This window comes from Nonomuraea terrae, assembly GCF_044465245.1.
Lineage (GTDB): Bacteria > Actinomycetota > Actinomycetes > Streptosporangiales > Streptosporangiaceae > Nonomuraea > Nonomuraea terrae.
The window spans coordinates 782214-807596 of the sequence record NZ_JBITLL010000003.1 but is presented as its reverse complement, the minus strand read 5'-3'; the positions used below and the strand labels follow the sequence as shown (position 1 = coordinate 807596).

Sequence of the window (25383 nt, the reverse complement as noted above, 5' to 3'; positions counted from 1 at the left end):
ATCATGAAGCGGATGGAGATGGACCGACAACTGCTCGCAGGAAAAGTGGCCGTGGTGACCGGCGCCGCCTCCGGCATCGGGGCGGCGGTCGTCGAGCGCTTCCTCGCGGAGGGCGCCCACGTGATCGCCGTCGACCTGACCGAGCCGGACGGCGCGGCGCCCGCCGGCGTGCTGCCGCTCGCCGGCGACGTCGCGCAGGCCGGGACCTGGACGCGGATCGCCGACCTGGCCCGCGCCGAGTTCGGCCGCCTCGACGTGCTCCATTCCAACGCGAGCGTGAACATCACGGCCCCCGCGCACGAGCTGGCCGAGACCGACTGGAACCGGCAGATCGCCGTCAACCTGACCGCCACCTACCTCGGCGTCCGCGCCTGCGTGGGGCTGCTCGGCGCGGGCTTCCCCGAGCGGGGGGCCGGCGCGGTGGTGCTGAGCTCGTCCGTGCACGCCGTCGCCGGGCTGCCGGGGCATCCCGCGTACGCGGCGGCCAAGGGCGGGCTCATCTCCCTGGGCCGGCAGCTCGCCGTCGAGTACGGCCCCCGGGTGCGGGTCAACACCGTGCTCCCCGGGCCGATCCTGACCCCGGCGTGGGACGGCGTCAGCGCGGAGGACCGCCGCCGGAGCGCGGCCGCGACGGCCGCCGGGCGCTTCGGGCGTCCCGAGGAGGTGGCCGCCGCGGTGGTCTTCCTCGCCTCGGCGCAGAGCTCGTACATCACCGGGACGAGCCTGCTGGTGGACGGCGGCTGGAGCGCGAAGAAGGATTCGGCGTGAGCGATACGGCAACCCCGACCCGAGGATGGAGAAATTGAGCATTTACCCAGGTCGTGGCATACACGGGCAGGTGGTCGAAGCGATCGGCCGGCGGATCGTCTCGGGTCAGGAGGCGCCCGGCTCCACCCTTGACCTGGACGCGCTGGAGATCACCTACGACGTGAGCAAGACCGTCGTGCGGGAGGCGCTGAAGGTGCTCGCCGCCAAGGGGCTCGTGGACGCGCGGCCCAAACGCGGGACCTTCGTCCGTTCCCGCTCGCAGTGGAGCCTGCTCGATCCCGACCTGCTGCGCTGGCAGTTCGAGGAACCCTCCGGCTCCGGGCTGCTCGACGACCTCTACGAGGTGCGGATCATCGTGGAGCCGGCCGGCGCCAGGCTCGCCGCGCTCCGCCGTACCGAGGAGGAGGTGGAGCTGCTGGCGGCCGCGCTCGCGGCCGTGGACGAGCAGGCCGACGCCGAGGCGATCATCGAGGCCGACCTCGCGTTCCACCGGCAGCTGCTGGAGGCCTCGCACAACGAACTGCTGATCCGGATGGAGTACATCATCGAGATCGGACTGCGCGCCCGTGACCTGCTCGTGCACACCGAGGGACACCGGGACGACTTCCTGCCGCCGCACCGGGCCGTGCTCGACGCCGTGCGCCGGGCGGACCCCGACGGCGCCGAACGGGCGATGCGGGAGCTGCTGGAGCAGGCGGCCAAGGACGAGCAGCAGATCAAGAATCGCGGCGGCAAGTGAAGATCGTCGACATCGAGACGTTCCTGGTGCCGCCCCGGTGGTTGTTCTGCCAGGTGCGGACCGACGAGGGCGTGATCGGCTGGGGTGAGCCCGTCGTGGAGGGCCGCGCCGAAGCGGTGCGCGCGGCCGTGCACACCATGGCGGAGTACCTGATCGGCCAGGATCCGCTGCGGATCGAGGACCACTGGCAGGTGCTGGCCAACGGTGGTTTCTACCGCGGCGGCCCGGTGCTGTCCAGCGCGCTGGCCGGACTCGACCAGGCGCTGTGGGACATCGCCGGCAAGACCTACGGCGTGCCCGTGCACGCGCTGCTCGGCGGGCCGGTCCGCGACCGGGTCCGGATGTACGCCTGGGTCGGCGGCGACGACCCGGCCGAACTGGCCGACGGCATCACCGAGCGGATCGAGGCCGGGTTCACCGCGGTCAAGATGAACGCGGTCGGCCGGCTGCCCGGGGCGGCGACCATGGCCGACGTCGCGGCGGTGGTGGACCGGGTCGCCCTGGCCAGGGAGCTCCTCGGGCCGGGCCGCGACGTCGCGGTGGACTTCCACGGCCGCGTCTCGGCGGCCGAGGCCCGGCGGATCCTGCCGCTGCTGGCTCCGCTGCAGCCGATGTTCGCCGAGGAGCCGGTCCTGCCCGACCGGCCGCAGCTGCTCCGCGACGTGGTGACCGCGAGCAGCGTGCCGGTCGCCGTGGGGGAGCGGCTCTATTCGCGCTGGGACTTCCGGCCGGTGATCGAGGCCGGGGTGGCCGTGGTGCAGCCCGACCTCTCGCACGCGGGCGGCATCTCCGAGACCCGCAGGATCGCGGCGCTCGCCGAGGTGTGGGACGCCAAGCTCGCCCCGCACTGCCCGCTCGGGCCGATCGCGCTCGCGGCCAGTCTGCAGGTCGCGTTCGCGACGCCGAACTTCCTGATCCAGGAGCACTCGATCGGCATCCACTACAACCAGGGGGACGACCTGCTGGACTACGTCGCCGACCCCGAGGTGTTCCGCTTCGTCGACGGATACGCCGCGCGCCCCACCGCCCCTGGGCTGGGCGTGGAGATCGACGAGGCCGCGGTACGGCGGGCCGACCAGGTGGGGCACGCGTGGCGGAACCCGATCTGGCGGCACGACGACGGCGGGCTGGCGGAATGGTGACGACGAGCCGGGTGCCGCTGCATGCCCGCTTCGACCTGCCGCACGGCGGGCGCTGGGTGTCGTTGTCGGGCGGCGGCCGCGAATGGCTGTGGTCCCGCCCGGATCCGGCGCGGGCGACGGTCACGCCGGGGTCGGCGTTCGTCGACGCGGGCGGCCTGGAGGAGTGCGTCCCGACGGTCCGGGGCACGCCCGACCACGGCGAGGCGTGGGCCCGCCCCTGGTCGGGCGCTCCCGCCGAGGCCGCGGTGACCTGCGACGCCTTCGAGCTGCGCCGCACGGTGACGCGGGAGGCGGGAGCGGTGGTGGCGGGCTACCGGCTGGCCGCCGATCCCGGATACGCGTTCGTCTGGGCGGCCCACGCCCTGCTCGATCTGAGTGCGCACGCGCGGATCGTCGCCCCCACCGACACCCCGGTACGCCTCTACCCCGAGGCGGCGCCGTTGCTCGACGGCCCCTGGCCGCCCGCCACACCCCGCCTCCTCCCCGCGAGGGACCCCGGCCCTGGGCGGCGGGCCGGTGCGCGGGGGCAGGATGGGAGAGCCCCCTTCGTGGAAGGGCGCTGGCCCGTGCCGCTGGGCCTGCCGCTGGATCGGCTGGGCCCCGATGACGGGACGGCCGCCGGCGCCGTGCTGCGCTGCCCCGCCGTACGGGTCGAGGACGGGCGGGACGCCCTCGACCTGCGGGTGGAGGCGCCGGACGGGGTGCCGCTCTCCACCGCGCTGTGGCGCAACCTCGGCGGGTTCCCCGAGGGCGCGCCGTACCGCAGCGTGGGTGTCGAGCCCATGCTCGGCGCCGTGTTCGATCTCGCCGAGGCGGGTCCGGGCGACGCGGCGGTCGTCCCGTCCTCCGGCGAGCTGACCTGGCGGCTGGTGCTGGCCGCGGAACGGATGGTGTGATGTCCCTGACGATCCCCGACTTTCGTGAGGTGCTCGCGCGGCGGCGGCTGCTCGCCATCGTTCGCGGCTCCGACGCGAACGCCGCCCTGCGCACGGTGATCACGCTGGCGAACGAGGGCGTCCGGCTGATCGAGGTCTCGCTGGTGACCCCGGACGCGCTCCAGGTGATCCGCGACGCGCGGGCGGAGCTGGGCGGCGCGGCCGTCCTCGGCGCCGGCACCGTGATCAGCGCCGGCGACGCGCGCGCGGCGGCCGAGGCCGGCGCCTCCTACCTCGTCACGCCGGCGGTGTCCGAGGCCGTCCGGGCCGGGCGCGAGCTGGAGCTGCCCGTGCTCGCCGGAGCGCTCACGCCGACCGAGGTGGTCGCCGCGCTGGACGCGGGGGCCGCCGCCGTCAAGCTGTTCCCCGCGTCGCTCGGCGGAGCGGGCTACCTGCGGGCGCTGCGCGACCCCTTCCCTCAGGTCCCCTTCGTGCCCGTCGGCGGCGTCGGCGCCGCCGAGGCGCGCGACTACCTGGCCGCCGGTGCGCTCGCGGTCGGCGTCGGCTCACCCCTCGTCGGTGACGCCGCACGCGGCGGCAGCCTAGACGAGCTCGCCCGGCGGATCGCGGCTTTCCTGACCGCCCTGGACCTCCGGGAAGCCCAGTGACCACCCTCGCCCGGGCGACGGCCTGACCATGTACCTCGCCGACCGCCGCGTTCGGGAGGGCCGACCGGTACGCCGCCGGCCCTCGCGCCGGCGACCTCGGCGAGCCGTCCGCTCTCGCCTCACCGGCGGACGGCCACTCCGACGGGACGACGGAAGACCATCCGCGGGTCGCGGTGCGGCGCGGCTCAGCCGTGCACCGCGACCTGCCCGATGGCCGGTTCGACCGCGTCGTCCCGGTCCCCCCAGCTGACGCCTTCCGGCTCGGCTGACCTTTCCCCCAGGAGGTAATGGTGCGACGACCGCATCGCCTGTTGACGTCACTTTTCGTGGTTTTACTGACACTCACCGTGGGAACCGTGGCAGCTCATGCGAGCAAGGCACCCGATGAGTCCGGCCAGGGCGCCCCCGCGTACTACAACAGCGGACACGCGCCCGTGCCGTACATGGGGTGGAACACCTACTACGCCGGCTTCCTGCCGTATGCCGCCGATCCCGACAAGTACCTCGGCGCCCACTCCATCAAGCGGATGGCCCGTTACCTGGTGGACAGCGGGCTCGCCGCCGCCGGCTACGACATCGTCTGGCTCGACGGCGGATGGAACCTGGCGGCGACCGAGACGGGCGGCCACCCGGTCTCGCACTCGATGGGCCGCGACGAGCAGGGCAACCTGCGGTACGACCCGGAGCGGTGGCGCTTCGATCCGGACGAACCGGCCGACGCCGCCACCAACGGGCTTGGGCAGCTCACCGACTACCTGCACTCGCTCGGCCTCAAGGCGGGCATCTACACCGACGCGGGGCCGGATGTTCCGACCAGTTGCAGCATCGCCAGCGGCGGCCACTACCAGCAGGACTTCGACCAGTTCGTCGCCTGGGGATTCGACGCGGTGAAGGTCGACTTCCTGTGCGGGGTGGCCGCCGGGCTCGACCCCGCCACCGCCTACCGTGAAGTCAGCAAGGCCGTCGCCGGGCGCATGATCCTCAACATCTGCAACCCGGTCACCACGGACTGGGGCGACTACCCGCTGGAGCGCACCGCGATCCACTCCTACAGCTTCGGCGCGACGATCGCCGACTCGTGGCGGACCGGCACCGACAGCGCGTTCTACGACAGCGACGGCAACGAGTGGACGTACTTCAAGCGCACGCTCGGCGTCAACGAATACCACCCCGAGGCGAACGGCCCCGGCCACTACAACGACCCCGACTACATGCTGCCCACGCACGGCCTCACCTTCGAGGAGGCCAGGACGCAGTTCGGCATGTGGGCCATCATGGCCGCGCCACTCGTCATCGGCACCGACGTGACCGCGTTCGACGAGGCCACCACCGAGCTGTTCAAGAACCCCGAGGTCATCGCCGTCGACCGGGACCCGCTGGCCATCCAGGGCGTTCGGGTGGCGTCACCCGGCGCCGGGCTGGACGTGTACAGCAAGCGGCTGTCGGAGCGCGGCACCCGGGCCGTCGCGCTGCTCAACACCTCGGAGTCGGATGCCTCGATCACGGTGAACTTCGCCGACACGGGTCTGACCGGACCCGTACAGGTGCGGCGGCTGTGGGAGCGGCAGGACGCCGGCGGCTTCCAGGACTCCTACACCACCACGGTGCCCCGGCACGGCGTCGTCCTGCTCAAGCTCACCGGCGCCGAGTCGGTCCTCGGCACCGACCTCGGCGGCGAGCCGACGGGGGACCCCGCCGTCGTCAGGCAGGACGAGACGCACACCGTGGCGTTCGTCCGCGGCCACAACGGCGCGCTGTACGAGCAGCGATCGACGGACGACGCCTGGCCGGGGAAGTGGAAGCACCTCGGCGGCCCGGCCCCCGGCAAGATCCTCGGCCAGCCGGCCGCGGTCGCGACGCCGGGCGGACGGCTCGACGTCTTCGTCCGCGGCACCGACGACGCGATCTGGCAGCGCACCTACACGCATGACACGTGGGGACGCTGGCTGCGCCTGGGCGGCTCCGCCGCCGACGCCCCGGGAGTGGCGTGGGAGAGCCCACGCTCCTGGACGCTGTTCGTCACCGGAACCGACGGCCGGGTGAAGTACCGCACCCAGGATTCCGGCTGGGCCGATCTCGGCTCACCGACCGACGGCGTCGTCTACGGCAGGCCGAGCGCGGTGGCCGGTCCCGACGGCCGCGTCGACCTGGCCGTACGCGGCAACGACGACCACCTCTACCTGCGGAGCCGGATCGGCGGCCAGTGGAGCGGGTGGCAGCAGGGCGACGGCACCCTCAGCGGCAGCCCCACCCTCACGCTCACGGGCACCGGCATGTCGGTCTTCGCCCGCGCCGCCGACTACAAGCTCTGGCGCCGCGACTTCGCCGACGGCCGGTGGGGCGGCTGGTACCAGCCGTCCAGCTGGTCGAGCGACACCTTCACCGGCGCCCTCGGCGTTTCCTCCGCCGGCGACGGCACGGTGTCGGCGGTGGTCTCCGGCAGCGACGGCCACGTCCATCTCGTGACCCTCTGACGCCGCGTGGCCCGGCGCGCCCGGCGCGCCGGGCCACGGGCTCGGACCCGCGCCGTCAGGTCAGGCCGGCGGCCTGTGCCGCCACCGCGTTGCGCAGGTCGCGGATGCCGTCGCGGCCCCGTACGGGGTGGACGGCGTTCGTCAGCAGCACCACCGTCAGCCGGCGGACCGGGTCGACGACGAGCGAGGTGCCGGTGAAGCCGGAGTGCCCGTACGCGCCCGTCAGGGGGCCGGTGATGCCCGGGTCGCCGATGCGCACGCCGAGCCCGTGGCGGAAGGGCGCGCCCTCGGCCCCCTGGTCGCGCAGCATCTCGGCCACGGTCTCGCGGCGCAGCATCGGGCCGCCGCCGCGCCGCAGCGCCTCCCCGAAGGCGAGCAGGTCGCCGGCCGTGGCGAACACCCCGGCGTGGCCGGCCACGCCGCCCAGCGCGTACGCCGTCTCGTCGTGCACCTCACCCCGTACGCAGCCGCGTCCCGGCTTGCACTCGGTCGCCGCGACCCGTTCCCTTTCCGCGGGGCGGTAGCCGGTGTCGGCCAGCCCGAGCACGCCGGTGACGCGGGCGCGGACCAGCGCGTCCAGCGGCGCGCCCCCGGCCAGCTCGGCGACGCGCCCGGCGACGATCAGGCCCACGTCGCTGTAGAGGTACGGCCCGCCGACCGGGTGGAGGACCGGCGTGCGCACCATCGCGGCCATCCGCTCGCCGGGGCCCGCCTCGGGCAGCTCCCGGTCGATGCGGCGGCCGGCGGGCAGACCGGCCGTGTGGGTGAGCAGGCGGCGCGGGGTGAGGCGTGGGTCGGCGCCGGGCAGGCGGCCGGCCACCGGCTCGTCCAGGTCCAGCAGGCCCTCCTCGGCGAGCGAGAGCAGCACGACCGTGGTGAAGAGCTTGCTGACCGAGGCCAGGTCGAAGATCGAGTCGATGCGCGCGGCCGGGCGCTCGGCGGCCAGGGTCCCGTCGGCGCCGGCGTAGCGGACCAGCTCGCCGGCCGCGGCCGAGGCGGCCACGGCGCCGTCCACGGCGACCAGCGCGACGGCGGCCGGGCAGACGCGAGGCACCGCGTCCGCCAGGATCGCCTCCAGCCGATCGGACATCGCGATTTCCCTCCCGTCCACCGAGCCCGTCACGTGAGTCGAGCCGGTCCTGTCAGGTGCTGAGGGCGTCGGTGAGGCGTTCGCCGTGCGACTCCAGCAGGGCGCGGGCGCCCTGCGCGTCCAGGCCGTGCCGGATCATCAGCACCGCGATCTTGGCCTGACCGCCCGCCGCGTCCAGCGCCGCGCCGGCCGTCTCGCGGTCGGTCCCCGTGATGTCGCTGACCATGCGGCGCGCCCGTTCGGCGAGCTTGCTGTTCATGGCCGACATCTCGATCATCTGGTTCCCGTACGTACGGCCCAGCTTCACCATGGAGATCGTGGAGATCATGTTCAGCACGAGCTTCTGCGCCGTGCCCGCCTTCAGCCGGGTCGAGCCGGTCACCACCTCGGGCCCCACGACCACCTCGATGGCGTGCTCGGCGGCGGCCGACAGCGGCGCGCCCTCGTTGCACGACAAGGCGACGGTCAAGGCCCCACGCCCGGCGGCCTCCGCCAGCGCTCCCAGCACGAACGGCGCCCGGCCGCTGGCCGACACGCCCACCACCGAGTCGAGCGGCCCGGCCTCCAGGTCCTTCAAGGCCGCGGCGCCCGCGTCGGCGTCGTCCTCCGCCCCCTCCACAGAACGGGTCAGCGCCTCAGGGCCGCCCGCGATGACGCCCTGCACCAGCGACGGGTCGGTGCCGAACGTGGGCGGGCACTCGCTGGCGTCCAGCACGGCCAGCCGCCCCGAGGTGCCGGCGCCGACGTACAGCAGCCGGCCGCCGCGGGCCATCCGGGCGACGATCGCGTCGACGGCCGCGGAGATCGCCGGCAGCGCGACCGCCACGGCGGCGGGCACGGCGGCGTCGGCCTGGTTCATCAGCCGGGCGATCTGCTCCGTCGGCAGCCGGTCGATCTGGCTGTAGCGGGGATCACTCTGTTCGGTGGCCAACTCGGGCACGGGCTCGATCATGACGCTAATTTCCACCCTTTACTACTAATTTGTAAATATCTTTCAGACAATGGGTTCATGTCTCGTGTGAAAACCGGAGCCGAACACGAAGTCCGTGCTCGCGGGAGGTACCCACCTCGAACCGATCATGAACCCGCGCCCGCACCGCCCTACCCGACCCCCACGCATTCCGTCAGACGTCACGCCAGGTCGCGCCGGTAGAGCCAGAAGACGCGTTCCGCCCGCGCGCCCACGGCACGCGAGTAGAACCGCAGCGGCCCCACCCACCCGATCTCGGCGGCGCTCTGCCCCGCGGCCCGCTGGTCCGCCAGGCACCGGCGCAACAGCACCCGCCCGACCCCCGTACCACGCGCCTCCGGGGCGGTCCCCATGGGCCCGAACCAGGCCGGCCGCGCGCCCCAGGCGGCGAAGCCGAGGATGCGGCCGTCGCGCTCGGCGTAGTGCAGCCCGGCCGCGTGGACGGCCTCCCAGGCCCATCGATCGTTCCAGTGCTCCTCGACGAACGCGGCCACCCGCTCGCGGTCCTCGACGGACTCCCGGACGGCCACGCCGGCCCGCTCCAGCCGCCGTACGTCCTCCTCGGCCGACAGGTCGGCGCCCAGGTCGGCGGTCATGTTCCAGGCGACGTCGTAGCGCTCGTACCCGAGGCTCTCGGCCAGGCAGGCGGCGGCGGTGTAGCGGACGTCCACGCCCGGCCAGGCGTAGCACGGCGGGTTGCCGGCGAAGCGGGCCTGGCGCGCCCCCTGCTCGGCCAGCCACTCCTCGGCCGCGCGCACCAGCGCCCGGCCGCGCCCCTGACCCCGCGCCGAAGGGTGCACGGCGAGCAGGTCGATGTGGCCGACCCCGGCGGTGTGGGCGGACAGGGACGCCAGCACCACGCCGCCGTCCACGGCCAGCGCCGTCCAGCGCCGTCCGGCCGGGGGCCGCGACAGGTGGGCCACCAGGGCCGCGCCCTCGCCGGGGTCCAGCGTCAGCGCGGCCTCGGCGACCCGTGCCGCCTCGGCGGGCTCGGCCGCCCGTACGGCGTGCGTCATCAGACCTCGCTCAGCGGGCGCGCGATGACGCTGCGGCGCTCGGGGTGGAAGCAGGCGTGCTCCTGCGGCACGCCGCCGGTGATCTGCAGCACCGGCCGCTCGCTCTCGCACCGGTCGGCACGGAACGGGCAGCGGCGGGCGAACAGGCAGCCCTCGTCGGACCGGCTCTCGTCCAGCGACTCCAGCGGCACCACCGGCTGCTCGCCCGGCTGCTCCAGCCCGTGCAGCACCGGGATGGCCGACAGCAGCGACTGCGTGTACGGGTGCACGGGGTCGGCGATGACCGTGTCGACCGACCCGCGCTCGACGACCTGGCCGCGGTAGATCACGTACAGCTCGCCGTCGTCGCCGATGTAGCGGGCCGTCGCCACGTCGTGCGTGATGAACAGCACGCTCACGCCGAGCCGCTCGCGCAGGTCCTTCAGCAGCGCCAGGATGCCGAGCCGGAGCGAGACGTCGATCATCGAGACGGCCTCGTCGGCGACCAGCATCTCGGGGTCCACGGTCAGCGCCCGCGCGATCACCACGCGCTGCCGCATGCCGCCGGACAGCTGGTGCGGGTAGCGCGCCAGCACCGAGCCCGGGTCGAGCCCCACCAGCGACAGCACCTCGGCCGCCCGCTCCTCGATCCACGACCTCGACCGGCCCGTCTGCCGGGCCCGCAGGCTCAGCGGGGCGTGCAGCGTCTGGTGGATGGTGCGGGTCGGGTTCAGGGCCGAGTACGGGTCCTGATGGATCATCTGGATCTTGCGGAAGTGCGGCTGGCGGTCCTTGGGCTTGAGCCCCGACATGGCCACGCCGTCGATGGCGACCTCGCCCTCGTCGTACGTCTCCAGCCCCGCGATGATCCGCCCCAGCGTCGTCTTGCCGCACCCGGACTCGCCGATGAACGAGGCCGCGCCGCCCTTGGGGATCGCGAAGTCCACGCCCCGCAGCGCCTGGACGTCGCGGGCGCCGAGCACCTTGCCCCGCTGCTTGAACGTCTTGACGACGCCGGTTCCGGTGATCATGCGTGCTCCTTCACGGTCACGGCGTGGCAGGCCACGGTCCTCGTGCCCTGCAGGACGGCCTCGGGGTCGACGTCGTCGCACACGTCCATGCGCAGCGCGCACCGCTCCCTGAACACGCAGCCCTGCTTCGGCACCGTCGCCAGCGTGGGCGGGCGGCCGGGCAGCGCCTGCGCCTCGTCGATGTCGCCGACGAGCCGCGGGATGGCCCTGATCAGCCCCTTGGTGTACGGGTGCCGCGGCGAGCCGAGCACCTCGCGGGTCGGGCCCTGCTCGACCAGGCGGCCGCCGTACATGACGGCCAGCCGGTCGGCGACCTCGGCCACCACGCCGATGTCGTGGGTGATGACCAGGGTCGTCAGGCCGCGCTCCGCGTGCACCTCGCGCACGATCTTCAGGATGTTGGCCTGGGTGATCATGTCGAGCGCGGTCGTCGGCTCGTCCAGCACCACCACGTGGGCGTTGAGCACCAGCGCCAGCATGATGCCGACCCGCTGGCGCATGCCGCCGGACAGCTCGTGCTGGTGCGAGTCGAGCACCCGGGCGCCGTCCAGGCCCATCCGGCCGAGCAGCTCCCTGGCCTCGCGCACCAGGCCGCGCAGGTCCTCCACGCCGTGCGAGCGGCCCAGGTCGAGCAGTTGCTTGCCGACGGTCTTGAGCGGGTTGAGGGAGTTCTGGGCGGCCTGGAAGACGTATCCGATGTGCTTGCCGCGGGCCTTGCGCAGCTGCTCGCCGCTCAGGCCCACCACGTCGCCGAGCCCGTCGATCTCGACGCTGCCCGCGGAGATCCGGCCCGGCGGCTGGACCGCGTTGAGCAGCGACAGGGCCAGCGTGGACTTGCCGGACCCGGATTCGCCCACGATGCCGGTGATCGAGCCGGGCTCCAGCGTCAGGCTGACGTCCCGGACGGCGGGCAGCTCGCCCGCCGTTGTCTTGTAGACGACCGTCAGGCCGTCGATGCGCACGCCCGGCGCTTGCTTGCTCACCCTTTACTCCTCGCGCAGCCGGGGGTTGAAGATCTCGTCCATGGCGTCCACCACGAGCACGATGGCCAATGTCAGCAGCAGGATCGCCAGCAGCGGCCCGAGCAGGAAGCCGAGCGCGCTCGGCACGGTCAGCGCGCCGGAGCGGAACACCGCCGTGTTGAGCATCTGACCCCAGTTGTTCGACTCGTACGGCAGCACGCCCAGGAAGAACAGGCCCACCTGGGAGTAGACCCCGCCGGTGATCGCGATCAGCATGTTCATCGCGATGTACGGCGCCATGCTCGGCAGCAGCTCCCTGCCGACGATGTGGGAGGTCGACAGTCCGAGCCCGCGCGCCGCCTCGATGAAGCCCCGCTCCCGCAGCGACAGCGTCTGCGCGCGCACCGCCCGCGCCACGCCGCCCCAGCTCAGCAGCCCCAGCACCACGCCCATCTGCACGGCGCTGCTGAACTTCCACACCGTGGAGAGCACCAGCAGCAGCGGCAGGCCAGGGATGGTCAGCTTCATGTCGGTGATCCGCATGAGCACGGTGTCCCAGCGGCCCCGCTTGAAGCCGGAGAACAGCCCGATGCCGGTGCCCAGGACCACCGTGATGACGGCGGTGACGAGCGCGGCCAGCAGCACGTACCGGGAGCCGGTGACCACCAGCGCGACCACGTCGCGGCCCTGGTCGTCGGTGCCGAGCCAGTGCTCCCAGCTCGGCGGCCTGGTCAGTTGATCGACGTCGCGCGGCAGCGGGTTCGGATAGAACAGCGGCCCGAAGGCGCCCATGAACACGAACCCGGCCATGAGCACCGCGCCCACCAGGCGGCTGGGCTTGCGGCGCATCACCCGCCACACGCCCGCCCAGAAGTTGCGGCGCATGGCCGCGTTCGTGGACGAGCTCTCCAGAAGGACGCTCATGCGCCCTCCTTCGCCGGTCGCATGAACGCCAGGACGCCGTGTCCCGTTGCTCGCTCGCTCATGCGGACACCTCCTCCCCGCTGCGGACCCGCGGGTCGATGACGCTGTAGAACAGGTCCGCGACGATGTTCGCCACGATGATGGCCATCGTGATCAGCAGGAACGCGCCGCCCATCAGGGCGTAGTCGCGCATCGTGATGCTCTCGATGAGCAGCAGCCCGAGCCCGGGATAGTTGAAGATCCGCTCGATGAACACCGCGCCGCCCAGCAGCAGGCCGAGCGAGAGCGCGAGGATCGTGAACAGCGGCAGGATCGCGTTGCGCGCGATGTACCGGAAGATGATCGAGCGCTTCATCCCGCGCAGCTCTGCGGCCAGGATGAAGTCGTCGCCCAGCACGGTGACGACGCTCGACTTCATCGCCAGGATCCACCCGCCGTACGCGGCCAGCGCGTACGTCGCCACCGGCAGCACCGCGTGCTCGACCAGCGAGCCGATGTAGCCGGCGTTGAACCCGGGCTCGAACAGGATGTCCACCGGCCCGTCGGCCGGCAGGATCGGGATCAGCGTGGCGAAGATCGCGCTGAGCAGCAGGCCCAGCACGTACTGCGGCACGCCGTGCAGCAGTGAACCCGAGATCGCCAGGACGTCGCCGAGCTTGCCGCTGCGCCGGATGGCCGCGTAGACGCCCATCACGATGCCCACCAGGAAGCTCAGCAGCGTCCCCGCCAGCACCGGCAGGACGGTCCACTTGGCCGCGTCGGCCAGCACGTCCGTCACAGGCGCGCCGGCGTGCGTGACCGACTGGCCCAGGTCGAAGGTGAGCAGCCCGCCCATGTAGTCGACGTACTGCTGCCACAGGGTGCCCTTCGGCTGGAAGCCGTACAGCACGCGGGTCGCCTGCTCGGCCGCCTCAGGGGCCATGCCCTGCTCGATCAGCTTCTGCACGTTCGCCGCCACCGGATCGCCGGGGATGCTCCTGACGATGAAGAAACTGATCGTGGCGACCACGAGGATCATGACGACTCCGCGGGCCAGGTGGCCCGCGAGTCGCCGTGCGATGACCGTCATACGCTCTTCTCTACTGCTTGGCCTTGATCATGCCCAGCTGGATCCAGACACCGGCGGGCAGGCGCAGCACGTCGCTGTCGTTCTGCGGCCACCCGGTGAACCGGGAGGTGTTGGTGAACTGCGTGTTGACGTAGTCCCACAGCTGGATGACCGGGAGGTCCTGGTTGGCGGCCTTGGCGAGCTTGGCCATGATGGGCTTGGCCTCCTCGGCGGAGGCGGCGTTCAGCTCCGCCGTCAGCTCACCGGGGTTGACCTTGCCGACGCCCTCGACGTCGATCTCCTCGGCGCCGCCCATCCAGTTGCCGCCCTTGCCGGGCGCGTTGTGGGAGACCTTGCCGGCCACGTTGGTCCAGCCGTTCGAGGTGCCGTACAGGCGCTGGTAGATGTCGTACGGCGCGGGGCCGAGCGCCATCAGCCAGAAGCCGACGTCGTACTTGCCCGCCGCGATCTCCTCCAGGTAGACGGGGTAGTCGGCGACGGTCACCACCTCGGCGTCGACGCCGTTGTCGATGAGCTGGCTCTTGATGTTCTCCTGCGCGGAGATCCAGTCGGAGAAGCCGGCCGGCGCGTGCATCGTGACCTTCCACGGCGAGCCGTCGGCCAGCGTCCACTTGCCGTCCTGCTTCTTCAGGCCGGCCTCGGTGAACTCGGCCTCGGCCTTGGCCACGTCGTGGTTGTACGGCTCCAGGCTGCTCAGCTCCGAGCCGATCCACTCCTGCGCGGGCTTCTGGTGGATGCCGGAGGTCGTGAGGGCCGGCGTGCCGCCGTCGGGCGAGGCGACCTTGGTCACCTGGGCGCGGTCGATGAGGTAGGCCAGGCCCCGGCGCACGTGCACGTTGTCGTAAGGCTTCTTGCTCTGGTTGAACGCCATGCCGACGGCCACCGGGGAGAAGCCCGTGATGATGTGGGAGCCGGGCGCCTGCCTGATCCGGTTCATCACGTCCGTCGGGGCGGCGACGAAGCCGGAGTGGTCGAGCTTGCCGGCGCTCAGGTAGTTCCAGATCTGCTCGTTGCCGCTGTAGTTGAGGAACTTCACCTGCGCGGGCGCCACGTTTGCGGCGTTGTAGAAGTTCGGGTTCTTCACCAGCAGCGCCTCGCCCGGGTTCACCCGCTCCAGGGTGAACGGGCCGGCGGAGACGTCCTTGGGCGGCGCGAAGGCCAGCACCTTCTGGCCGAGCGCGAGGATCTCCTCGCGCGCCTTGTCGGCCGCCTCGCCCTCGCCCCTGGAGGTCTTGAGCTTGTCCCAGAAGTCGGCCGGCAGCACGCTGCCCCAGACATGCGCGGGGACGACCCAGTTGTCCAGCACGCCGCGGGCGAACTTGGCGCTCGGGTTCGTCATGTCCTGGGTGACCTTGACGGTCTTGTCGTCCACGACCTGCACCTCGGCCGCCGCGCCGGCGGCACCGGGCGTGATCGCGAACGCGGTGCTGCCGGTGGTGTAGGCCAGGCCGATGGAGAGCCGGACGTCCTCGGCGGTCACCGGCTTGCCGTCGGACCACTTGGCGTTCGGCTGGACGTGAATGGTGATGGAGGAATTGTCGGCCGCGATGTCCCAGTTGGCGGCGACGCCGGGGTAGAACTGGTTGGGGTCGGTGAGGTGGTTCTTGACCCAGGCCAGCTTCATCCCGTTGTACCCCAGGAAGGCGTTGCCCTTCGGGTTCCAGGGATTGGCCGGCGCCGACGCGTCGAGGCCCGGCCGGGCTACGTCGATCGTGGTGAAGAGCCCGCCGCCACCGCCCGAGCCGCCGGAATTGTTGGTGGTGCCACCGCTGCACGCCGCAGTCGCGGTGGCAAGACCCAGCAACGCCACTACCGCTGCCAGTCGCTTCATTTGCCGCTCCGGGGGATGTCGGACCTGATTCCAGGATCTAAGAGGGATTGACGGGACACTACGATCACGCCACATCAGCGTCAATAATCTCCAGGAGATGTGAGGCTAATGTAACTTTCCTTCATGAGTGTACGGAGTGGTGCTAAGCGCCATCAAGGGTTCGGTTAATCCATTACCAAAACCGCGGCACCGTTGACCTGGCCATTCGCCAGATCCGCGAGCGCCAGGGCGGCGTTTTCCACGGAATACGGGGCGATCGTCACGCGCGGCGGGTGCGCCAGCGCGAGCTCCAGATAGGCCCGCCCGTCGGCCCTGGTGTTGGCCGTCACGCTGCGCAGCGTGCGCTCCTGGAACAGGTGCCGGTCGTAGTCGAGCGGCGGCACGCCGGTCAGGTGGATGCCGGCGATCGCCAGCGTCCCGCCCCGGTCGAGCGCCTCCAGCGCGGGCGGCACGAGGTCGCCCACCGGCGCGAAGAGGATGGCCGCGTCCAGCGGCTCGGGCGGCCGGTCGCCCGCCGAGGCGGCCCCGAGCTCCAGCGCCAGCGCGCGGGCGGCGGGGGAGCGGGTCACCACGTGCACGGTGGCGCCCCGCGCGATCGCGGCCTGCGCGGTCAGGTGGGCCGAGGCGCCGAACCCGTAGATGCCCAGCCGCCCGCCCTCCGGCAGGTCGCAGCGGGCCAGCGCCCGGTAGCCGATGATCCCCGCGCACAGCAGCGGCGCCAGCCGCTCGGCGGGCACGTCGCCGGGCAGCGGGTAGACGTACTCGGCGGGCGCGACCAGGTATTCGGCGAACCCGCCGTCCGCGTCCCACCCCGTGTAGGCGGAACCGGGGCAGAGGTTCTCCATCCCGCGCCGGCAGTAGCGGCACCGGCCGCAGGTCGAGCGCAGCCAGGCCACGCCGACGCGCTCGCCCGTGCCGGCCACCCGGCCCACCGCCTGGTGCCCGGGGGTGGTGCGGGGCCGCCTGGGTGGCAGGTCGCCCTCGGCGAGGTGCAGGTCCGTACGGCACACGCCGCACGCCTCCACGCGGACGAGCACCTCGCCCGGTCCGGGCTCGGGCACCTCCCGCTCGACGAGCGCCAGCGGCCCGGACGCCATCGGCCCCGGCCGCTCCACCACCCAGGCGCGCATGTCAGGACAGCCGCGAGAACGCCAGTGACGCGTAGAGCGCGGCCCCGTCGGGCAGCACCGCGTCGTCGAACATGGCCTCGGGGGAGTGGTTGTAGGGCGCGGTCGCGGGGTCGCGGTCGGGCGGGCAGGCGCCCAGGAAGGCGAACGCCCCCGGCACCGACTCCAGCACGTACGAGAAGTCCTCCGAGCCCATGATCGGCTGCGGCGCGACGTAGAAGCGGCCCGGCCCGAACAGCTCGTCGGCCGTCCGCCCGACGAACTCCGACTCGCCCTCGTCGTTCACCGTCACCGGGTAGCCCATCCCGAACGACGCCTCGACCCGCAGCCCGTGCGCCGCCGCGATGCCCTCGACGAGCTCGACCAGCCGCCGCTTCATCAGCGTCCGGTTCTCCTTGCTGAAGGTCCGCACCGTGGCCTCGAACGACGCCTCGTCCGGGATGATGTTGTCCTTCGTGCCGCCGTGGAAGCTGCCCACGGTCACCACCACGGGGTCGAACACGTCGAACGTCCTGGTCACCATCGTCTGCAGCGCGGCCACCATCTCGCAGCCCGCCTGGATCGGGTCGAGCGACCGCCACGGGGTCGACCCGTGGCCGCCGCGCCCCTTCACCGTCACCTGGAACACGTCCGCCGCCGCCATCAACGGCCCCGGCCGCGACATGAACGTCGACGGCGGCATCATCGAGGAGACGACGTGCAGCCCGTACGCGGCCACCGGGCGCTCGCCCGCCGCGTCGAGCACGCCCTCCTCGATCATGTGCTTGGCGCCGTCGTGCCCCTCCTCCCCGGGCTGGAACATGAAGATCACATCGCCGGCCAGCTCCTCCCTGCGCGCGCTCAGCAGGCGCGCCGCGCCCGCCAGCATCGTGGTGTGCAGGTCGTGGCCGCAGGCGTGCATCTGCCCGGCGATCTGCGAGACGTACGGCAGATCGTTCTTCTCGGTCACGGGGAGGGCGTCCATGTCACCCCGCAGGAGCACCGCGGGCCCCGGCCGGCCGCCGCGCAGCACGGCGGTCACCGAGCTGAGCCGGGTGCCGGTGGAGATCTCCAGCGGGAGGCCCTCGAGCGCGGCCAGCACCTTCTCCTGGGTTCGCGGCAGGTAGAGACCGAGCTCGGGCGTGGTGTGAAGGGAGTGGCGGAGCTGTACGAGTTCGTCCCGCATGTCCTGCGCGGATTCAATGAACGACATGAGGACATTGTTCACAGATGGCGCCCTTCGTCCAGGGGTGTAGTTCCGCATCACGAAACGCCCGGTCGGTACGATAAGCGGGTGACTCAGCGTAAGCGGATCGATTCCTGGTTGTCCGACATGGACGGTGTTCTCGTGCACGAGGGGCGGCCCGTCCCCGGGGCCGACGAGTTCATCAAGCGGCTCAGCGAGTCGGGCAAACGGTTCAAGGTTCTGACCAACAACTCGATCTACACCCGCCGCGACCTGTCGGTGCGGCTCGCGGGCGCCGGCCTCGACGTGCCGGTCGAGTCCATCTTCACCTCCGCGCTGGCCACCGCCCAGTTCCTGGACGACCAGCGCCCCGGTGGCTCGGCGTACGTCATCGGTGAGGCGGGCCTGACCACGGCGCTGCACGAGGTCGGCTACATCCTGACCGACCTCGACCCCGACTACGTGGTGCTCGGCGAGACGCGCACGTACAGCTTCACCCAGATCACCCGCGCCATCCGCCTCATCGAGGGCGGCGCGCGCTTCATCGCCACCAACCCCGACCCCATCGGGCCCTCCACCGAGGGCTCGCTGCCGGCCTGCGGCGCCGTCGCCGCGATGATCACCAAGGCCACCGGCGTCGACCCCTACTTCGTCGGCAAGCCCAACCCGCGCATGATGCGCAGCGCGCTCAACGAGATCGACGCCCACAGCGAGACGACCGCGATGATCGGCGACCGCATGGACACCGACATCGTCTCCGGCATGGAGGCGGGCCTGTTCACCATCCTCGTCCTGACCGGCGTCACCCAGCGTCACGAGATCGACCGCTACCCCTACCGGCCGTCGCTGGTCGTCGACTCGGTGGCCGACCTCATCGACCTCATCTGAACCTGACGTCCCTTGACAGGTACGCGTGACAGGCTCGGCCGTATGACCCGCGTCTATCTCGAGATCGGCCCGAAGAAGGTGTTCGCCTGCTCGCTCGACTGGCCCGGCTGGTGCCGGATCGACAAGGGCGAGGAGGCGGCGCTCGACCGGCTCATGGATTATGTGCCCCGCTACCGGCTGATCGCCGAGCGGGCCGGGCTCGCCTTCGACCCCGGGGAGCCCCAGGTCGTGGCCCGGGTGCAGGGAGCCGGGACGACCGACTTCGGGGTGCCGTACCAGGTGCCCGGCCTCGACCTGGAGCCGCTGCCGGGGCCCGAGGCCGAGCGTCAGGCCGCGGTGGTGCGGGCGGCCTGGGAGTCGTTCGAGGAGACGGCCGCGCTCTCCCCGGAGGAGCTGCGCAAGGGCCCGCGCGGCGGCGGCCGCGACCGCAGTAAGATCGTCGCTCACGTGACCGAGGCGGAGCGTTCGTACGCGCGCAACGTCGGGGTGCGGCACAAGCCGTTCAGATCGGTGGCCGACCGCGACGCGATGCGGGCGGAGCTGATCGAGGTGCTGTCGCGGCCGTGGGAGCCGCCGGCGACCACCGCGTGGCCGCCGCGCTACGCGCTGCGGCGTATCGCCTGGCACGTCATCGACCACATCTGGGAGATCGAAGACCGGCGCTAGCCGGTGCAGGATTCTCATCCCGTACTTTTCTCCCGGCCGCGTGGCCGTTCTCCCTGGTAGAACGCTCGCTTCCGTGTGGGCCTCGTCCTGAGTGGAAAGAATCACTCCCGTGCTCTCCTCGTCAGCGCAGGGAGAGCACCGGCTCCATGACCTCGGCGGGGCAGAGCTGGCGGATCACCGCGCGCACCTGGGCGCGCAGCTCGGGCGCCGTCAGGCGGCCGTCCTCGTCGAAGTGCGGGCAGGCCGGCGAGATGACCAGCTCCTCGCCCATGACGACCGCGCCCGCGCCCAGCAGGTGCTTGTACAGCTCCGCCTGCGCCCACATCGCGCCGCACGCCCGCACGCTCGCGCTCATCACGGCCACGTGCTTGCCCGACAGGCCCTCGCGCGCCGACATCCAGTCCAGCGCGTGCGTCAGCTCCACCGGGAGCAGGCTGTGCTCGGGGGCGGTCAGCAGGATCGCGTCGCTGCCGGCCGTCATCGAGACGAGATCCCGGGCCTCCGGCGGCACCGGACCCGGGCGGTACGGCGGGATCGTCCCCAGCCCCTGCCAGACCTCGAAACCGACGCCTTCCGGCAGTTCGCCGCCCGCGGCATCCAACAATCTCGTGATAAATGACCCCGCGTGGAGGCTTGCGGCGATCCCGATGATTTTCACCCACTGCTCCCAAGAGGTTCCGGTGTTAGCGGGAACCTGCCCGATGGTCGGATGCGCAAGACCATCGGCTGGTCAAGAGGGACACCAGGCTTCGCCGCACGGGGCGATTCCCTGTCGCGCGCGGCCCGCGAATGGCGCTAGCGCGTCGTCCGCCGCCTGCCGGCCCCGGGGGCGGGCCGACAGGCGTGCGGGTGGCTAGCCGCGGGCGGCGATGCGGGCGCGGCGCTCCTCGCGGCGTTCGACGAACCTCGCGGCCGTGGCGTCGGTCTTCTCCAGGAACGCCGACAGCTCATCGCGTGCCTTCTCGCCCTCGGCGTCCAGCCCGGTCTTGTCGAAGACCGCCCACTGCCGCAGCACCGGCATGAGCACGTCGTCGAGGTGGAGACGCAGGTCGTAGATGCCCTCGTGCGCGATGATCATGGCCTTGCGGGCGAAGCCCTCCATGCCCGTGCCGGGCATCTGGAAGGTGGTGACGACGTCGGTCACCGCCCGCATGGTCTGGTTGGGCTCGAGCTCGAAGGCCGCCTTGAGCAGGTTGCGGTAGAAGAGCATGTGCAGGTTCTCGTCGGCGGCGATGCGGGCGAGCAGCCGCTCGCAGCCCTCGTCGCCGGAGGCCATGCCGGTGTTGCGGTGTGAGATGCGGGTGGCCAGCTCCTGGAAGGAGACGTAGGCCAGCTGCTGCAGCATGGTGCCGTACGCGGTGACGAAGCCCTGCTCCATGTGGTGCATGCGGGCGCGCTCCAGCGCGACCGGGTCCACGGCGCGGGTGACGGTGAGGTAGTCGCGCAGTGCGGTGCCGTGGCGGTCCTCCTCGGCGGTCCACCGGTGGACCCACGTCCCCCAGGCGCCGTCGCGCCCGAACGTGGTCGCGATCTCGTGGTGGTAGCTGGGCAGGTTGTCCTCGGTGAGGAGGTTGACGATGAGCGACACGCGCGCGGCCTCGGGAATCGTGGAGTCGCTCTCCTGCCACGCCTCGCCCCCGTAGATGCCGTCGAAGTCGCGGCCCTGGCTCCACGGGATGTACTCGTGCGGGAACCACTCCTTGGCCATCTTCTCGTGGCGGTTCAGCTCCCCGGCGACCACGGGCTCCAGCTCGTGCAGCAGCTCCGTCTGAGTCATCGCCATAAAAGATCTTCTCCTTCAGGTTACGGTACCGTAGGTTAGGCTACCCGAAGGACATACCGGTCAAATAGGGTGGATGTATGCGACCCAGTGTCCGGGGTGTCCTGCTCGATCACGACGAGCGTCTCATTCTGTTCCGCCGTACGGTGCCGGGACGCGACCTCTACTGGACCGTGCCCGGCGGGCACGTCGAGCCGGCGGACGGCTCACTGGAGGACACCCTGCACCGGGAACTGCTCGAAGAGCTCGGCGCGACGGTCCGCGCGGTGACGCCGCTGGCGAGCGTGTCGTACCCGTGCCTGGGCGAGGTGAAAACGCAGCACCTGTTCGGGTGCCGGCTGGTGTCGATGGACCCGGCGCTGCGGAACGGCCCGGAATTCGACGACCCGTCGCGCGGCCTGTACGAGGTCGAGCGCGTACGGCTGGAGCAGACGGAGATCACGTCCAGGAATCTGGTGCCGCGGGCGGTGGCAGGCTACCTGTCCGGCAGCGTCGCGTCGCTGCCCCGGCTCATCCTCTAGCGTTCACCCGCTGGCGCTCATCGGCTGGCGCTCAGCGTCTCAGGGGTTCGCGTCTCAGGGCTCGCGGCGCTGTCGTTTGAGGTCGGAGCGGTGCTTCTTGGCGGCGATGCGGCGCTCGACCGCGCCCCGGCTGGGCTTGGTGGGGCGGCGGCGCTTGGGCGGCGGGGCGATGGCCTCGCGCAGCCGTTGCGCCAGGCGGTGCTCGGCCGCCTCGCGGTTGCGCAGCTGGGAGCGGTACTCCGAGGCGGCGATCGTGATCGTGCCGGAGCCGAGGCGGTCGAGGGCGCGCGCTTTGAGCGCCGGCGGCAGGGCCGTGCTCGCGGCCACGTCGAAGGAGAGCTCCACGCGGCTGTCGGTGGTGTTGACGCCCTGCCCTCCCGGCCCCGACGAACGGGAGAAACGCCAGACGAGCTCGGCGTCGGGAATGACGACCGAGTCGTTGACGACCAGCGGGCCGGGCATGGGTGCAACTCCTCGAAACGTGCCTCTACTTACGACATGTCACCGTATATGGGGGCGGTATGCCTCCCGCAACGGCATTTCCCACCGCTTGACGGCTGATCGCGCGCGGCATATGCCAGTATCGCGCGGAAGAGATCGCGGGGGTGGGGAGGCGCGGTGGCCGTCATCGTCGGCGTGCACGGGATCGGCAAGTACGACTACTACCTGAGGGCCGGGCGCTCGGCGACGGGGGCGGCTGAGGCCATGCGGCGCAAATGGGACCGCTACCTGCACGCCTGCCTCGGCGGAGAGACGCGGCCGTACTTCGCCGAGATCGCCTACTTCTCCCACCACCTGAACGACGGCGGCGAGGACGCCACCGCGACCCCGGCCGCCATGGACGTGCAGGCCGAGGCCGTGCTGGCCGGCTGGGCCGGGAACCTCGGCCTCGGCGAGCACGTCACGGGCGCGCTCAGGACGTTCACCGGCTGGCTGCTCGACAAGCTCGACGAGAGGTCGGCGGCGTTCGCCGCGCTGTTCGCCCCTGAGGTGGCGTCCTACCTCACCGACCAGGGCAGGCGCGAGAAGTGCCGCCGCGCCGTGGCCGAGACCATCAGGCGGAACGGCGCCAAGGTCGTGATCGCCCACTCGCTCGGCAGCGTCGTCGCGTACGAGGCGCTGTGGGCCGACCCCGACCTGCGCGTCGACCTCCTGGTCACGCTCGGCAGCCCGCTCGGCATGCGAGACGTCGTCTTCGAGCGCCTCCTGCCCGCCCCGGTCAACGGTCGCGGCGAGCGGCCCCCGGGCGTCGGGCGCTGGGTCAACATCGCCGACAAGGACGACATCGCCGCCATCCCGCCCGCACTGGCCGGCAGCTTCACCGGCGTCGACGCCGAGGAGCTGGTCAACCTCGACTGGATCGACTTCCACACCGCGCAGAAGTACCTCGGCTGTCCCGCCCTCGGCCCGCATCTGCGACCATTCGTGCCATGACGTGGACTGTTTTCGACTACGGCGGTGTTCTCTCCCTTCCCCAGCCCGACTCCGACGCCGAGGCCATGGCGCGCGTCGTGGGCGCCGAGCCGGAGGCGTTCATGAGCCGGTACTGGGAGCACCGGCTGGAGTTCGACGCGGGCGCCCTGACCCCGCACGCCTACTGGGCGGCGGTGCTCGGCCGGCCCGTCACCCACACCGAGGTCGCCCGCCTGGTCGCCATGGACGTCGCCAGCTGGGCTCACCCCGACGAGGGCACGGTCGAGCTGCTCGGCGAGCTGATCGCGGCCGGGCGCGAGGTGGCGCTGCTGTCCAACGCGCCCGTCTGCGTCGGCGAGGGCCTCGACCAGCTGCCCTGGATCGCCGCGATCGGCCACCGCTTCTACAGCGGACGCCTGGGCCTGGTCAAACCCGGCAAGGAGATCTACGACGAGACGGCCAGGGCGCTCGGCGCCGACCCCGCTGACATCGTCTTCATCGACGACCGCCTGGAGAACGTCGAGGGCGCCGAACGCGCGGGCATGACCGGCGTGCTCTTCACCGGCGCCGCCGACCTGCGCGCCGCCCTGTCCTGACCGCGCGTTCATGAACGGGTTCATGGAAACGTACGAACGGGTGATCTCCCGGATGAACTGCGCGGACAGGACGACCGACGCTGTTCATCCGCCCTTGACGCCGCTGTCACGGCGGAGTCAACCCGGCGGGCGATACCTGGGAGCGTGGACCGCAGAGCCTTCCTGACAGCGGCGACAGCCGGCCTCCTCGTTCCCCACGCGGCCGCACCGGCGTCCGCCTCCTCCAGAACCCTCAGATCCGACCCGTTCACGCTCGGCGTCGCCTCCGGAGACCCCTCCGCCGACGGCTTCGTCCTGTGGACCCGGCTGGCCGTCGACCCGCTCAGCGACGACGGCCGCGGCGGCATGCCGTCCCGCGACGTGGAGGTGGACTGGCAGGTCTCCGCCGACGAGCGCTTCTCCAAGATCGTCAGATCCGGTACGGCCACCGCGCGGGCCTCCGCCGCGCACAGCGTCCACGTCGAGCTCGAAGGGCTGCAGCCGGGGCGCGAGTACTTCTACCGGTTCCGCGGCGAAGGGCGGCTTTCGCCGAGCGGCCGCACCCGGACGACGCCGACGGGGGAGACGCCGCTGACGTTCGCGGTGGCGGCGTGCGCGCACTTCGAGCACGGCTACTACACCGCCTACCGCCGCCTGGCCGAGCAGGAGCCCGACCTGGTGGTCTTCCTCGGGGACTACCTGTACGAGTACGCCCCCAGCGGGTACACGGCGCTCGGGCGGCGCGTGCGCACCCACACGCCCGGCACGTGCCGGACGCTGGCCGACTACCGGCTTCGGCACGCCCAGTACAAGAGCGACCGCGACCTGCAGGCCGCCCACCGGGTGGCGCCCTGGCTCGCGCTCTTCGACGACCACGAGGTGGAGAACAACTGGGCCGGCTCCCACTCCAGCACGGACGCGCCCGCCTTCGCCCGCCGCCGCGCGGAGGCGTTCCGCGCGTACTACGAGAACATGCCGCTGCGCCGCGCCGCCCTCCACGGGGCGTCACTACGGGTGAACCGGCGCGTCTCCTGGGGCACGCTGGCCCGCTTCCACCTGCTGGACACCCGGCAGTTCCGCGACGACCAGGCGTGCAGCGACGGTGTGCGGGCCGGCTGCGACGACCGGCTCGACGAGCGCCGCACGCTGCTCGGGGAGGACCAGTGGCGCTGGCTGGAGAGCGGCCTGAGCGCCTCCGAAACCCGCTGGAACCTGCTCGGGCAGCAGATCCTCATGGCGCAGCGCGACTTCAAGGTCGGGCCCGGCCGCGAGGTCAACCTCGACTCCTGGGACGGCTACGCCGGCGAGCGCACGCGCGTGCTCGGGGCGTTGGCCCGGACGGCGAACCCCGTGGTGCTGACCGGCGACGTGCACATGCACCACGCCGCCGAACTCAAGACCGACTTCGACGACCCCGACTCGCCGGTGGTGGCCAACGAGGTCGTGGCCACGTCCATCAGCAGCGACGGCGACGGCTACCGCGACAAGACCTTCATCGCCGAAGCGCTCCAGGAGAACCCGCACATCTCCTACATCGACCAGCGCCGCGGCTACTTGATCGCCCGCGTGACCCGCGACGACCTCACGGTGGACTACCGCACCCTCGACTACATCTCCCGCCGTGGCGCCCCCGCCACGACCTCCCACCGCCTCACCATCCCCGCCACCACCTCGGCCGGCGCCCTGAGCGCCCCCCACCGGCCGGGCTGA

At 71.9% G+C, this 25383-nt stretch carries 25 protein-coding genes; 12 read left to right on the top strand and 13 right to left on the bottom strand.

Annotated features, from left to right (window positions below; genetic code table 11):
• Positions 1-12 precede the first annotated feature (12 nt).
• From ACIBP6_RS16205 to ACIBP6_RS16180, 6 genes are all read left to right on the top strand, one after another.
• Positions 13-768, top strand: a complete 756-nt coding sequence (locus ACIBP6_RS16205) for an SDR family NAD(P)-dependent oxidoreductase (RefSeq protein WP_246075305.1) — start codon at positions 13-15, stop codon at positions 766-768.
• Positions 769-838: 70 nt separating this feature from the next.
• Positions 839-1507, top strand: coding sequence for a FadR/GntR family transcriptional regulator (locus tag ACIBP6_RS16200; RefSeq protein WP_246075303.1), 669 nt, complete (start codon positions 839-841; stop codon positions 1505-1507).
• Positions 1504-2649, top strand: a complete 1146-nt coding sequence (gene dgoD, locus ACIBP6_RS16195) for a galactonate dehydratase (protein WP_132617729.1) — start codon at positions 1504-1506, stop codon at positions 2647-2649. Before ACIBP6_RS16200 ends, dgoD begins: the two co-directional genes overlap by 4 nt.
• A complete protein-coding gene (locus ACIBP6_RS16190; protein ID WP_397052805.1) occupies positions 2643-3545 on the top strand; it encodes a hypothetical protein in 903 nt (300 codons plus the stop codon). The genes dgoD and ACIBP6_RS16190 overlap by 7 nt, the downstream gene beginning before the upstream one ends.
• A complete protein-coding gene (locus ACIBP6_RS16185) occupies positions 3545-4192 on the top strand; it encodes a bifunctional 4-hydroxy-2-oxoglutarate aldolase/2-dehydro-3-deoxy-phosphogluconate aldolase (protein WP_397052803.1) in 648 nt (215 codons plus the stop codon). Before ACIBP6_RS16190 ends, ACIBP6_RS16185 begins: the two co-directional genes overlap by 1 nt.
• Positions 4193-4548: 356 nt before the next feature.
• Entirely contained in the window at positions 4549-6666 is a 2118-nt protein-coding gene (locus ACIBP6_RS16180; RefSeq protein ID WP_397052802.1) for a hypothetical protein, read from the top strand.
• A 55-nt stretch (positions 6667-6721) separates the two neighbouring features.
• On the opposite strand, the gene ACIBP6_RS16175 is transcribed toward ACIBP6_RS16180, so the two are convergent.
• The 10 genes from ACIBP6_RS16175 to ACIBP6_RS16130 all read right to left on the bottom strand — a co-directional run bounded on the left by ACIBP6_RS16175 (position 6722) and on the right by ACIBP6_RS16130 (position 17857).
• Positions 6722-7756 (bottom strand): serine hydrolase domain-containing protein, encoded by a 1035-nt coding sequence (locus ACIBP6_RS16175; RefSeq protein ID WP_397052800.1) that lies wholly within the window; start codon positions 7754-7756, stop codon positions 6722-6724.
• Positions 7757-7808: 52 nt separating this feature from the next.
• Positions 7809-8708, bottom strand: coding sequence for an N-acetylmuramic acid 6-phosphate etherase (murQ, locus tag ACIBP6_RS16170; RefSeq protein WP_132623366.1), 900 nt, complete (start codon positions 8706-8708; stop codon positions 7809-7811).
• A gap of 179 nt (positions 8709-8887) precedes the next feature.
• The gene (locus tag ACIBP6_RS16165; protein ID WP_397052798.1) at positions 8888-9742 is read right to left on the bottom strand and encodes a GNAT family N-acetyltransferase; all 855 of its coding nucleotides are present in this window, start codon (positions 9740-9742) and stop codon (positions 8888-8890) included.
• Complete coding sequence (locus ACIBP6_RS16160; RefSeq protein ID WP_397052797.1) at positions 9742-10752, bottom strand: ABC transporter ATP-binding protein; 1011 nt, start codon at positions 10750-10752, stop codon at positions 9742-9744. The genes ACIBP6_RS16165 and ACIBP6_RS16160 overlap by 1 nt, the downstream gene beginning before the upstream one ends.
• Positions 10749-11735 carry an ABC transporter ATP-binding protein gene (locus ACIBP6_RS16155; RefSeq protein ID WP_397052795.1) on the bottom strand — a complete coding sequence of 329 codons (987 nt, stop codon included), beginning with the start codon at positions 11733-11735 and terminating at the stop codon, positions 10749-10751. The genes ACIBP6_RS16160 and ACIBP6_RS16155 overlap by 4 nt, the downstream gene beginning before the upstream one ends.
• Positions 11736-11738: 3 nt before the next feature.
• Entirely contained in the window at positions 11739-12638 is a 900-nt protein-coding gene (locus ACIBP6_RS16150; RefSeq protein ID WP_397052793.1) for an ABC transporter permease, read from the bottom strand.
• Between the two features lie 58 nt (positions 12639-12696).
• Complete coding sequence (locus tag ACIBP6_RS16145) at positions 12697-13707, bottom strand: ABC transporter permease (protein WP_132612072.1); 1011 nt, start codon at positions 13705-13707, stop codon at positions 12697-12699.
• A gap of 10 nt (positions 13708-13717) precedes the next feature.
• Positions 13718-15538, bottom strand: a complete 1821-nt coding sequence (locus ACIBP6_RS16140) for an ABC transporter substrate-binding protein (RefSeq protein WP_397052791.1) — start codon at positions 15536-15538, stop codon at positions 13718-13720.
• A 164-nt stretch (positions 15539-15702) separates the two neighbouring features.
• Positions 15703-16668 (bottom strand): zinc-dependent alcohol dehydrogenase family protein, encoded by a 966-nt coding sequence (locus ACIBP6_RS16135; RefSeq protein WP_397052790.1) that lies wholly within the window; start codon positions 16666-16668, stop codon positions 15703-15705.
• A 1-nt stretch (position 16669) separates the two neighbouring features.
• Positions 16670-17857 carry a M20 family metallopeptidase gene (locus ACIBP6_RS16130; protein WP_397052788.1) on the bottom strand — a complete coding sequence of 396 codons (1188 nt, stop codon included), beginning with the start codon at positions 17855-17857 and terminating at the stop codon, positions 16670-16672.
• 81 nt (positions 17858-17938) lie between these two features.
• Here ACIBP6_RS16130 and ACIBP6_RS16125 point away from each other — a divergent pair, with 81 nt between their 5' ends.
• A complete protein-coding gene (locus ACIBP6_RS16125) occupies positions 17939-18718 on the top strand; it encodes an HAD-IIA family hydrolase (protein WP_132612064.1) in 780 nt (259 codons plus the stop codon).
• Between the two features lie 42 nt (positions 18719-18760).
• Positions 18761-19384: a hypothetical protein gene (locus ACIBP6_RS16120; protein ID WP_397052786.1), complete on the top strand. Its 624-nt coding sequence runs from the start codon at positions 18761-18763 to the stop codon at positions 19382-19384.
• A 121-nt stretch (positions 19385-19505) separates the two neighbouring features.
• Here ACIBP6_RS16120 and ACIBP6_RS16115 read toward each other — a convergent pair whose 3' ends face one another.
• A complete protein-coding gene (locus ACIBP6_RS16115; RefSeq protein WP_397052784.1) occupies positions 19506-20042 on the bottom strand; it encodes an NADPH-dependent FMN reductase in 537 nt (178 codons plus the stop codon).
• A gap of 195 nt (positions 20043-20237) precedes the next feature.
• On the bottom strand, positions 20238-21167 hold the full coding sequence (locus ACIBP6_RS16110; protein ID WP_397052782.1) for an acyl-ACP desaturase: 930 nt from the start codon (positions 21165-21167) through the stop codon (positions 20238-20240).
• A 77-nt stretch (positions 21168-21244) separates the two neighbouring features.
• Between ACIBP6_RS16110 and ACIBP6_RS16105 the strand changes: the two genes are divergently transcribed.
• On the top strand, positions 21245-21685 hold the full coding sequence (locus ACIBP6_RS16105) for an NUDIX domain-containing protein (RefSeq protein WP_397052780.1): 441 nt from the start codon (positions 21245-21247) through the stop codon (positions 21683-21685).
• A gap of 54 nt (positions 21686-21739) precedes the next feature.
• On the opposite strand, the gene arfB is transcribed toward ACIBP6_RS16105, so the two are convergent.
• The gene (gene arfB / locus ACIBP6_RS16100; protein WP_397052778.1) at positions 21740-22147 is read right to left on the bottom strand and encodes an alternative ribosome rescue aminoacyl-tRNA hydrolase ArfB; all 408 of its coding nucleotides are present in this window, start codon (positions 22145-22147) and stop codon (positions 21740-21742) included.
• Between the two features lie 156 nt (positions 22148-22303).
• Between arfB and ACIBP6_RS16095 the strand changes: the two genes are divergently transcribed.
• The 3 genes from ACIBP6_RS16095 to ACIBP6_RS16085 all read left to right on the top strand — a co-directional run bounded on the left by ACIBP6_RS16095 (position 22304) and on the right by ACIBP6_RS16085 (position 25383).
• Positions 22304-23119: a hypothetical protein gene (locus ACIBP6_RS16095; RefSeq protein ID WP_397052776.1), complete on the top strand. Its 816-nt coding sequence runs from the start codon at positions 22304-22306 to the stop codon at positions 23117-23119.
• On the top strand, positions 23116-23694 hold the full coding sequence (locus tag ACIBP6_RS16090; RefSeq protein WP_397052774.1) for an HAD family hydrolase: 579 nt from the start codon (positions 23116-23118) through the stop codon (positions 23692-23694). The genes ACIBP6_RS16095 and ACIBP6_RS16090 overlap by 4 nt, the downstream gene beginning before the upstream one ends.
• Positions 23695-23838: 144 nt before the next feature.
• The gene (locus ACIBP6_RS16085; RefSeq protein WP_397052772.1) at positions 23839-25383 is read left to right on the top strand and encodes an alkaline phosphatase D family protein; all 1545 of its coding nucleotides are present in this window, start codon (positions 23839-23841) and stop codon (positions 25381-25383) included.

What these genes read in the sequence shown, in the direction of transcription:
- ACIBP6_RS16185 (WP_397052803.1), top strand. Translation starts at nt 3,545, where the DNA reads ATGTCCCTGACGATCCCCGACTTTCGTGAGGTGCTCGCGCGGCGGCGG.
- ACIBP6_RS16205 (WP_246075305.1), top strand. Translation starts at nt 13, where the DNA reads ATGGAGATGGACCGACAACTGCTCGCAGGAAAAGTGGCCGTGGTGACC.
- ACIBP6_RS16140 (WP_397052791.1), bottom strand. Translation starts at nt 15,538, where the DNA reads ATGAAGCGACTGGCAGCGGTAGTGGCGTTGCTGGGTCTTGCCACCGCG.
- ACIBP6_RS16160 (WP_397052797.1), bottom strand. Translation starts at nt 10,752, where the DNA reads ATGATCACCGGAACCGGCGTCGTCAAGACGTTCAAGCAGCGGGGCAAG.
- ACIBP6_RS16105 (WP_397052780.1), top strand. Translation starts at nt 21,245, where the DNA reads ATGCGACCCAGTGTCCGGGGTGTCCTGCTCGATCACGACGAGCGTCTC.
- ACIBP6_RS16135 (WP_397052790.1), bottom strand. Translation starts at nt 16,668, where the DNA reads ATGCGCGCCTGGGTGGTGGAGCGGCCGGGGCCGATGGCGTCCGGGCCG.
- ACIBP6_RS16175 (WP_397052800.1), bottom strand. Translation starts at nt 7,756, where the DNA reads ATGTCCGATCGGCTGGAGGCGATCCTGGCGGACGCGGTGCCTCGCGTC.
- arfB (WP_397052778.1), bottom strand. Translation starts at nt 22,147, where the DNA reads ATGCCCGGCCCGCTGGTCGTCAACGACTCGGTCGTCATTCCCGACGCC.
- ACIBP6_RS16165 (WP_397052798.1), bottom strand. Translation starts at nt 9,742, where the DNA reads ATGACGCACGCCGTACGGGCGGCCGAGCCCGCCGAGGCGGCACGGGTC.
- ACIBP6_RS16145 (WP_132612072.1), bottom strand. Translation starts at nt 13,707, where the DNA reads ATGACGGTCATCGCACGGCGACTCGCGGGCCACCTGGCCCGCGGAGTC.
- ACIBP6_RS16190 (WP_397052805.1), top strand. Translation starts at nt 2,643, where the DNA reads ATGGTGACGACGAGCCGGGTGCCGCTGCATGCCCGCTTCGACCTGCCG.
- ACIBP6_RS16130 (WP_397052788.1), bottom strand. Translation starts at nt 17,857, where the DNA reads ATGTCGTTCATTGAATCCGCGCAGGACATGCGGGACGAACTCGTACAG.
- ACIBP6_RS16110 (WP_397052782.1), bottom strand. Translation starts at nt 21,167, where the DNA reads ATGGCGATGACTCAGACGGAGCTGCTGCACGAGCTGGAGCCCGTGGTC.
- ACIBP6_RS16120 (WP_397052786.1), top strand. Translation starts at nt 18,761, where the DNA reads ATGACCCGCGTCTATCTCGAGATCGGCCCGAAGAAGGTGTTCGCCTGC.
- ACIBP6_RS16150 (WP_397052793.1), bottom strand. Translation starts at nt 12,638, where the DNA reads ATGAGCGTCCTTCTGGAGAGCTCGTCCACGAACGCGGCCATGCGCCGC.
- ACIBP6_RS16090 (WP_397052774.1), top strand. Translation starts at nt 23,116, where the DNA reads ATGACGTGGACTGTTTTCGACTACGGCGGTGTTCTCTCCCTTCCCCAG.
- murQ (WP_132623366.1), bottom strand. Translation starts at nt 8,708, where the DNA reads ATGATCGAGCCCGTGCCCGAGTTGGCCACCGAACAGAGTGATCCCCGC.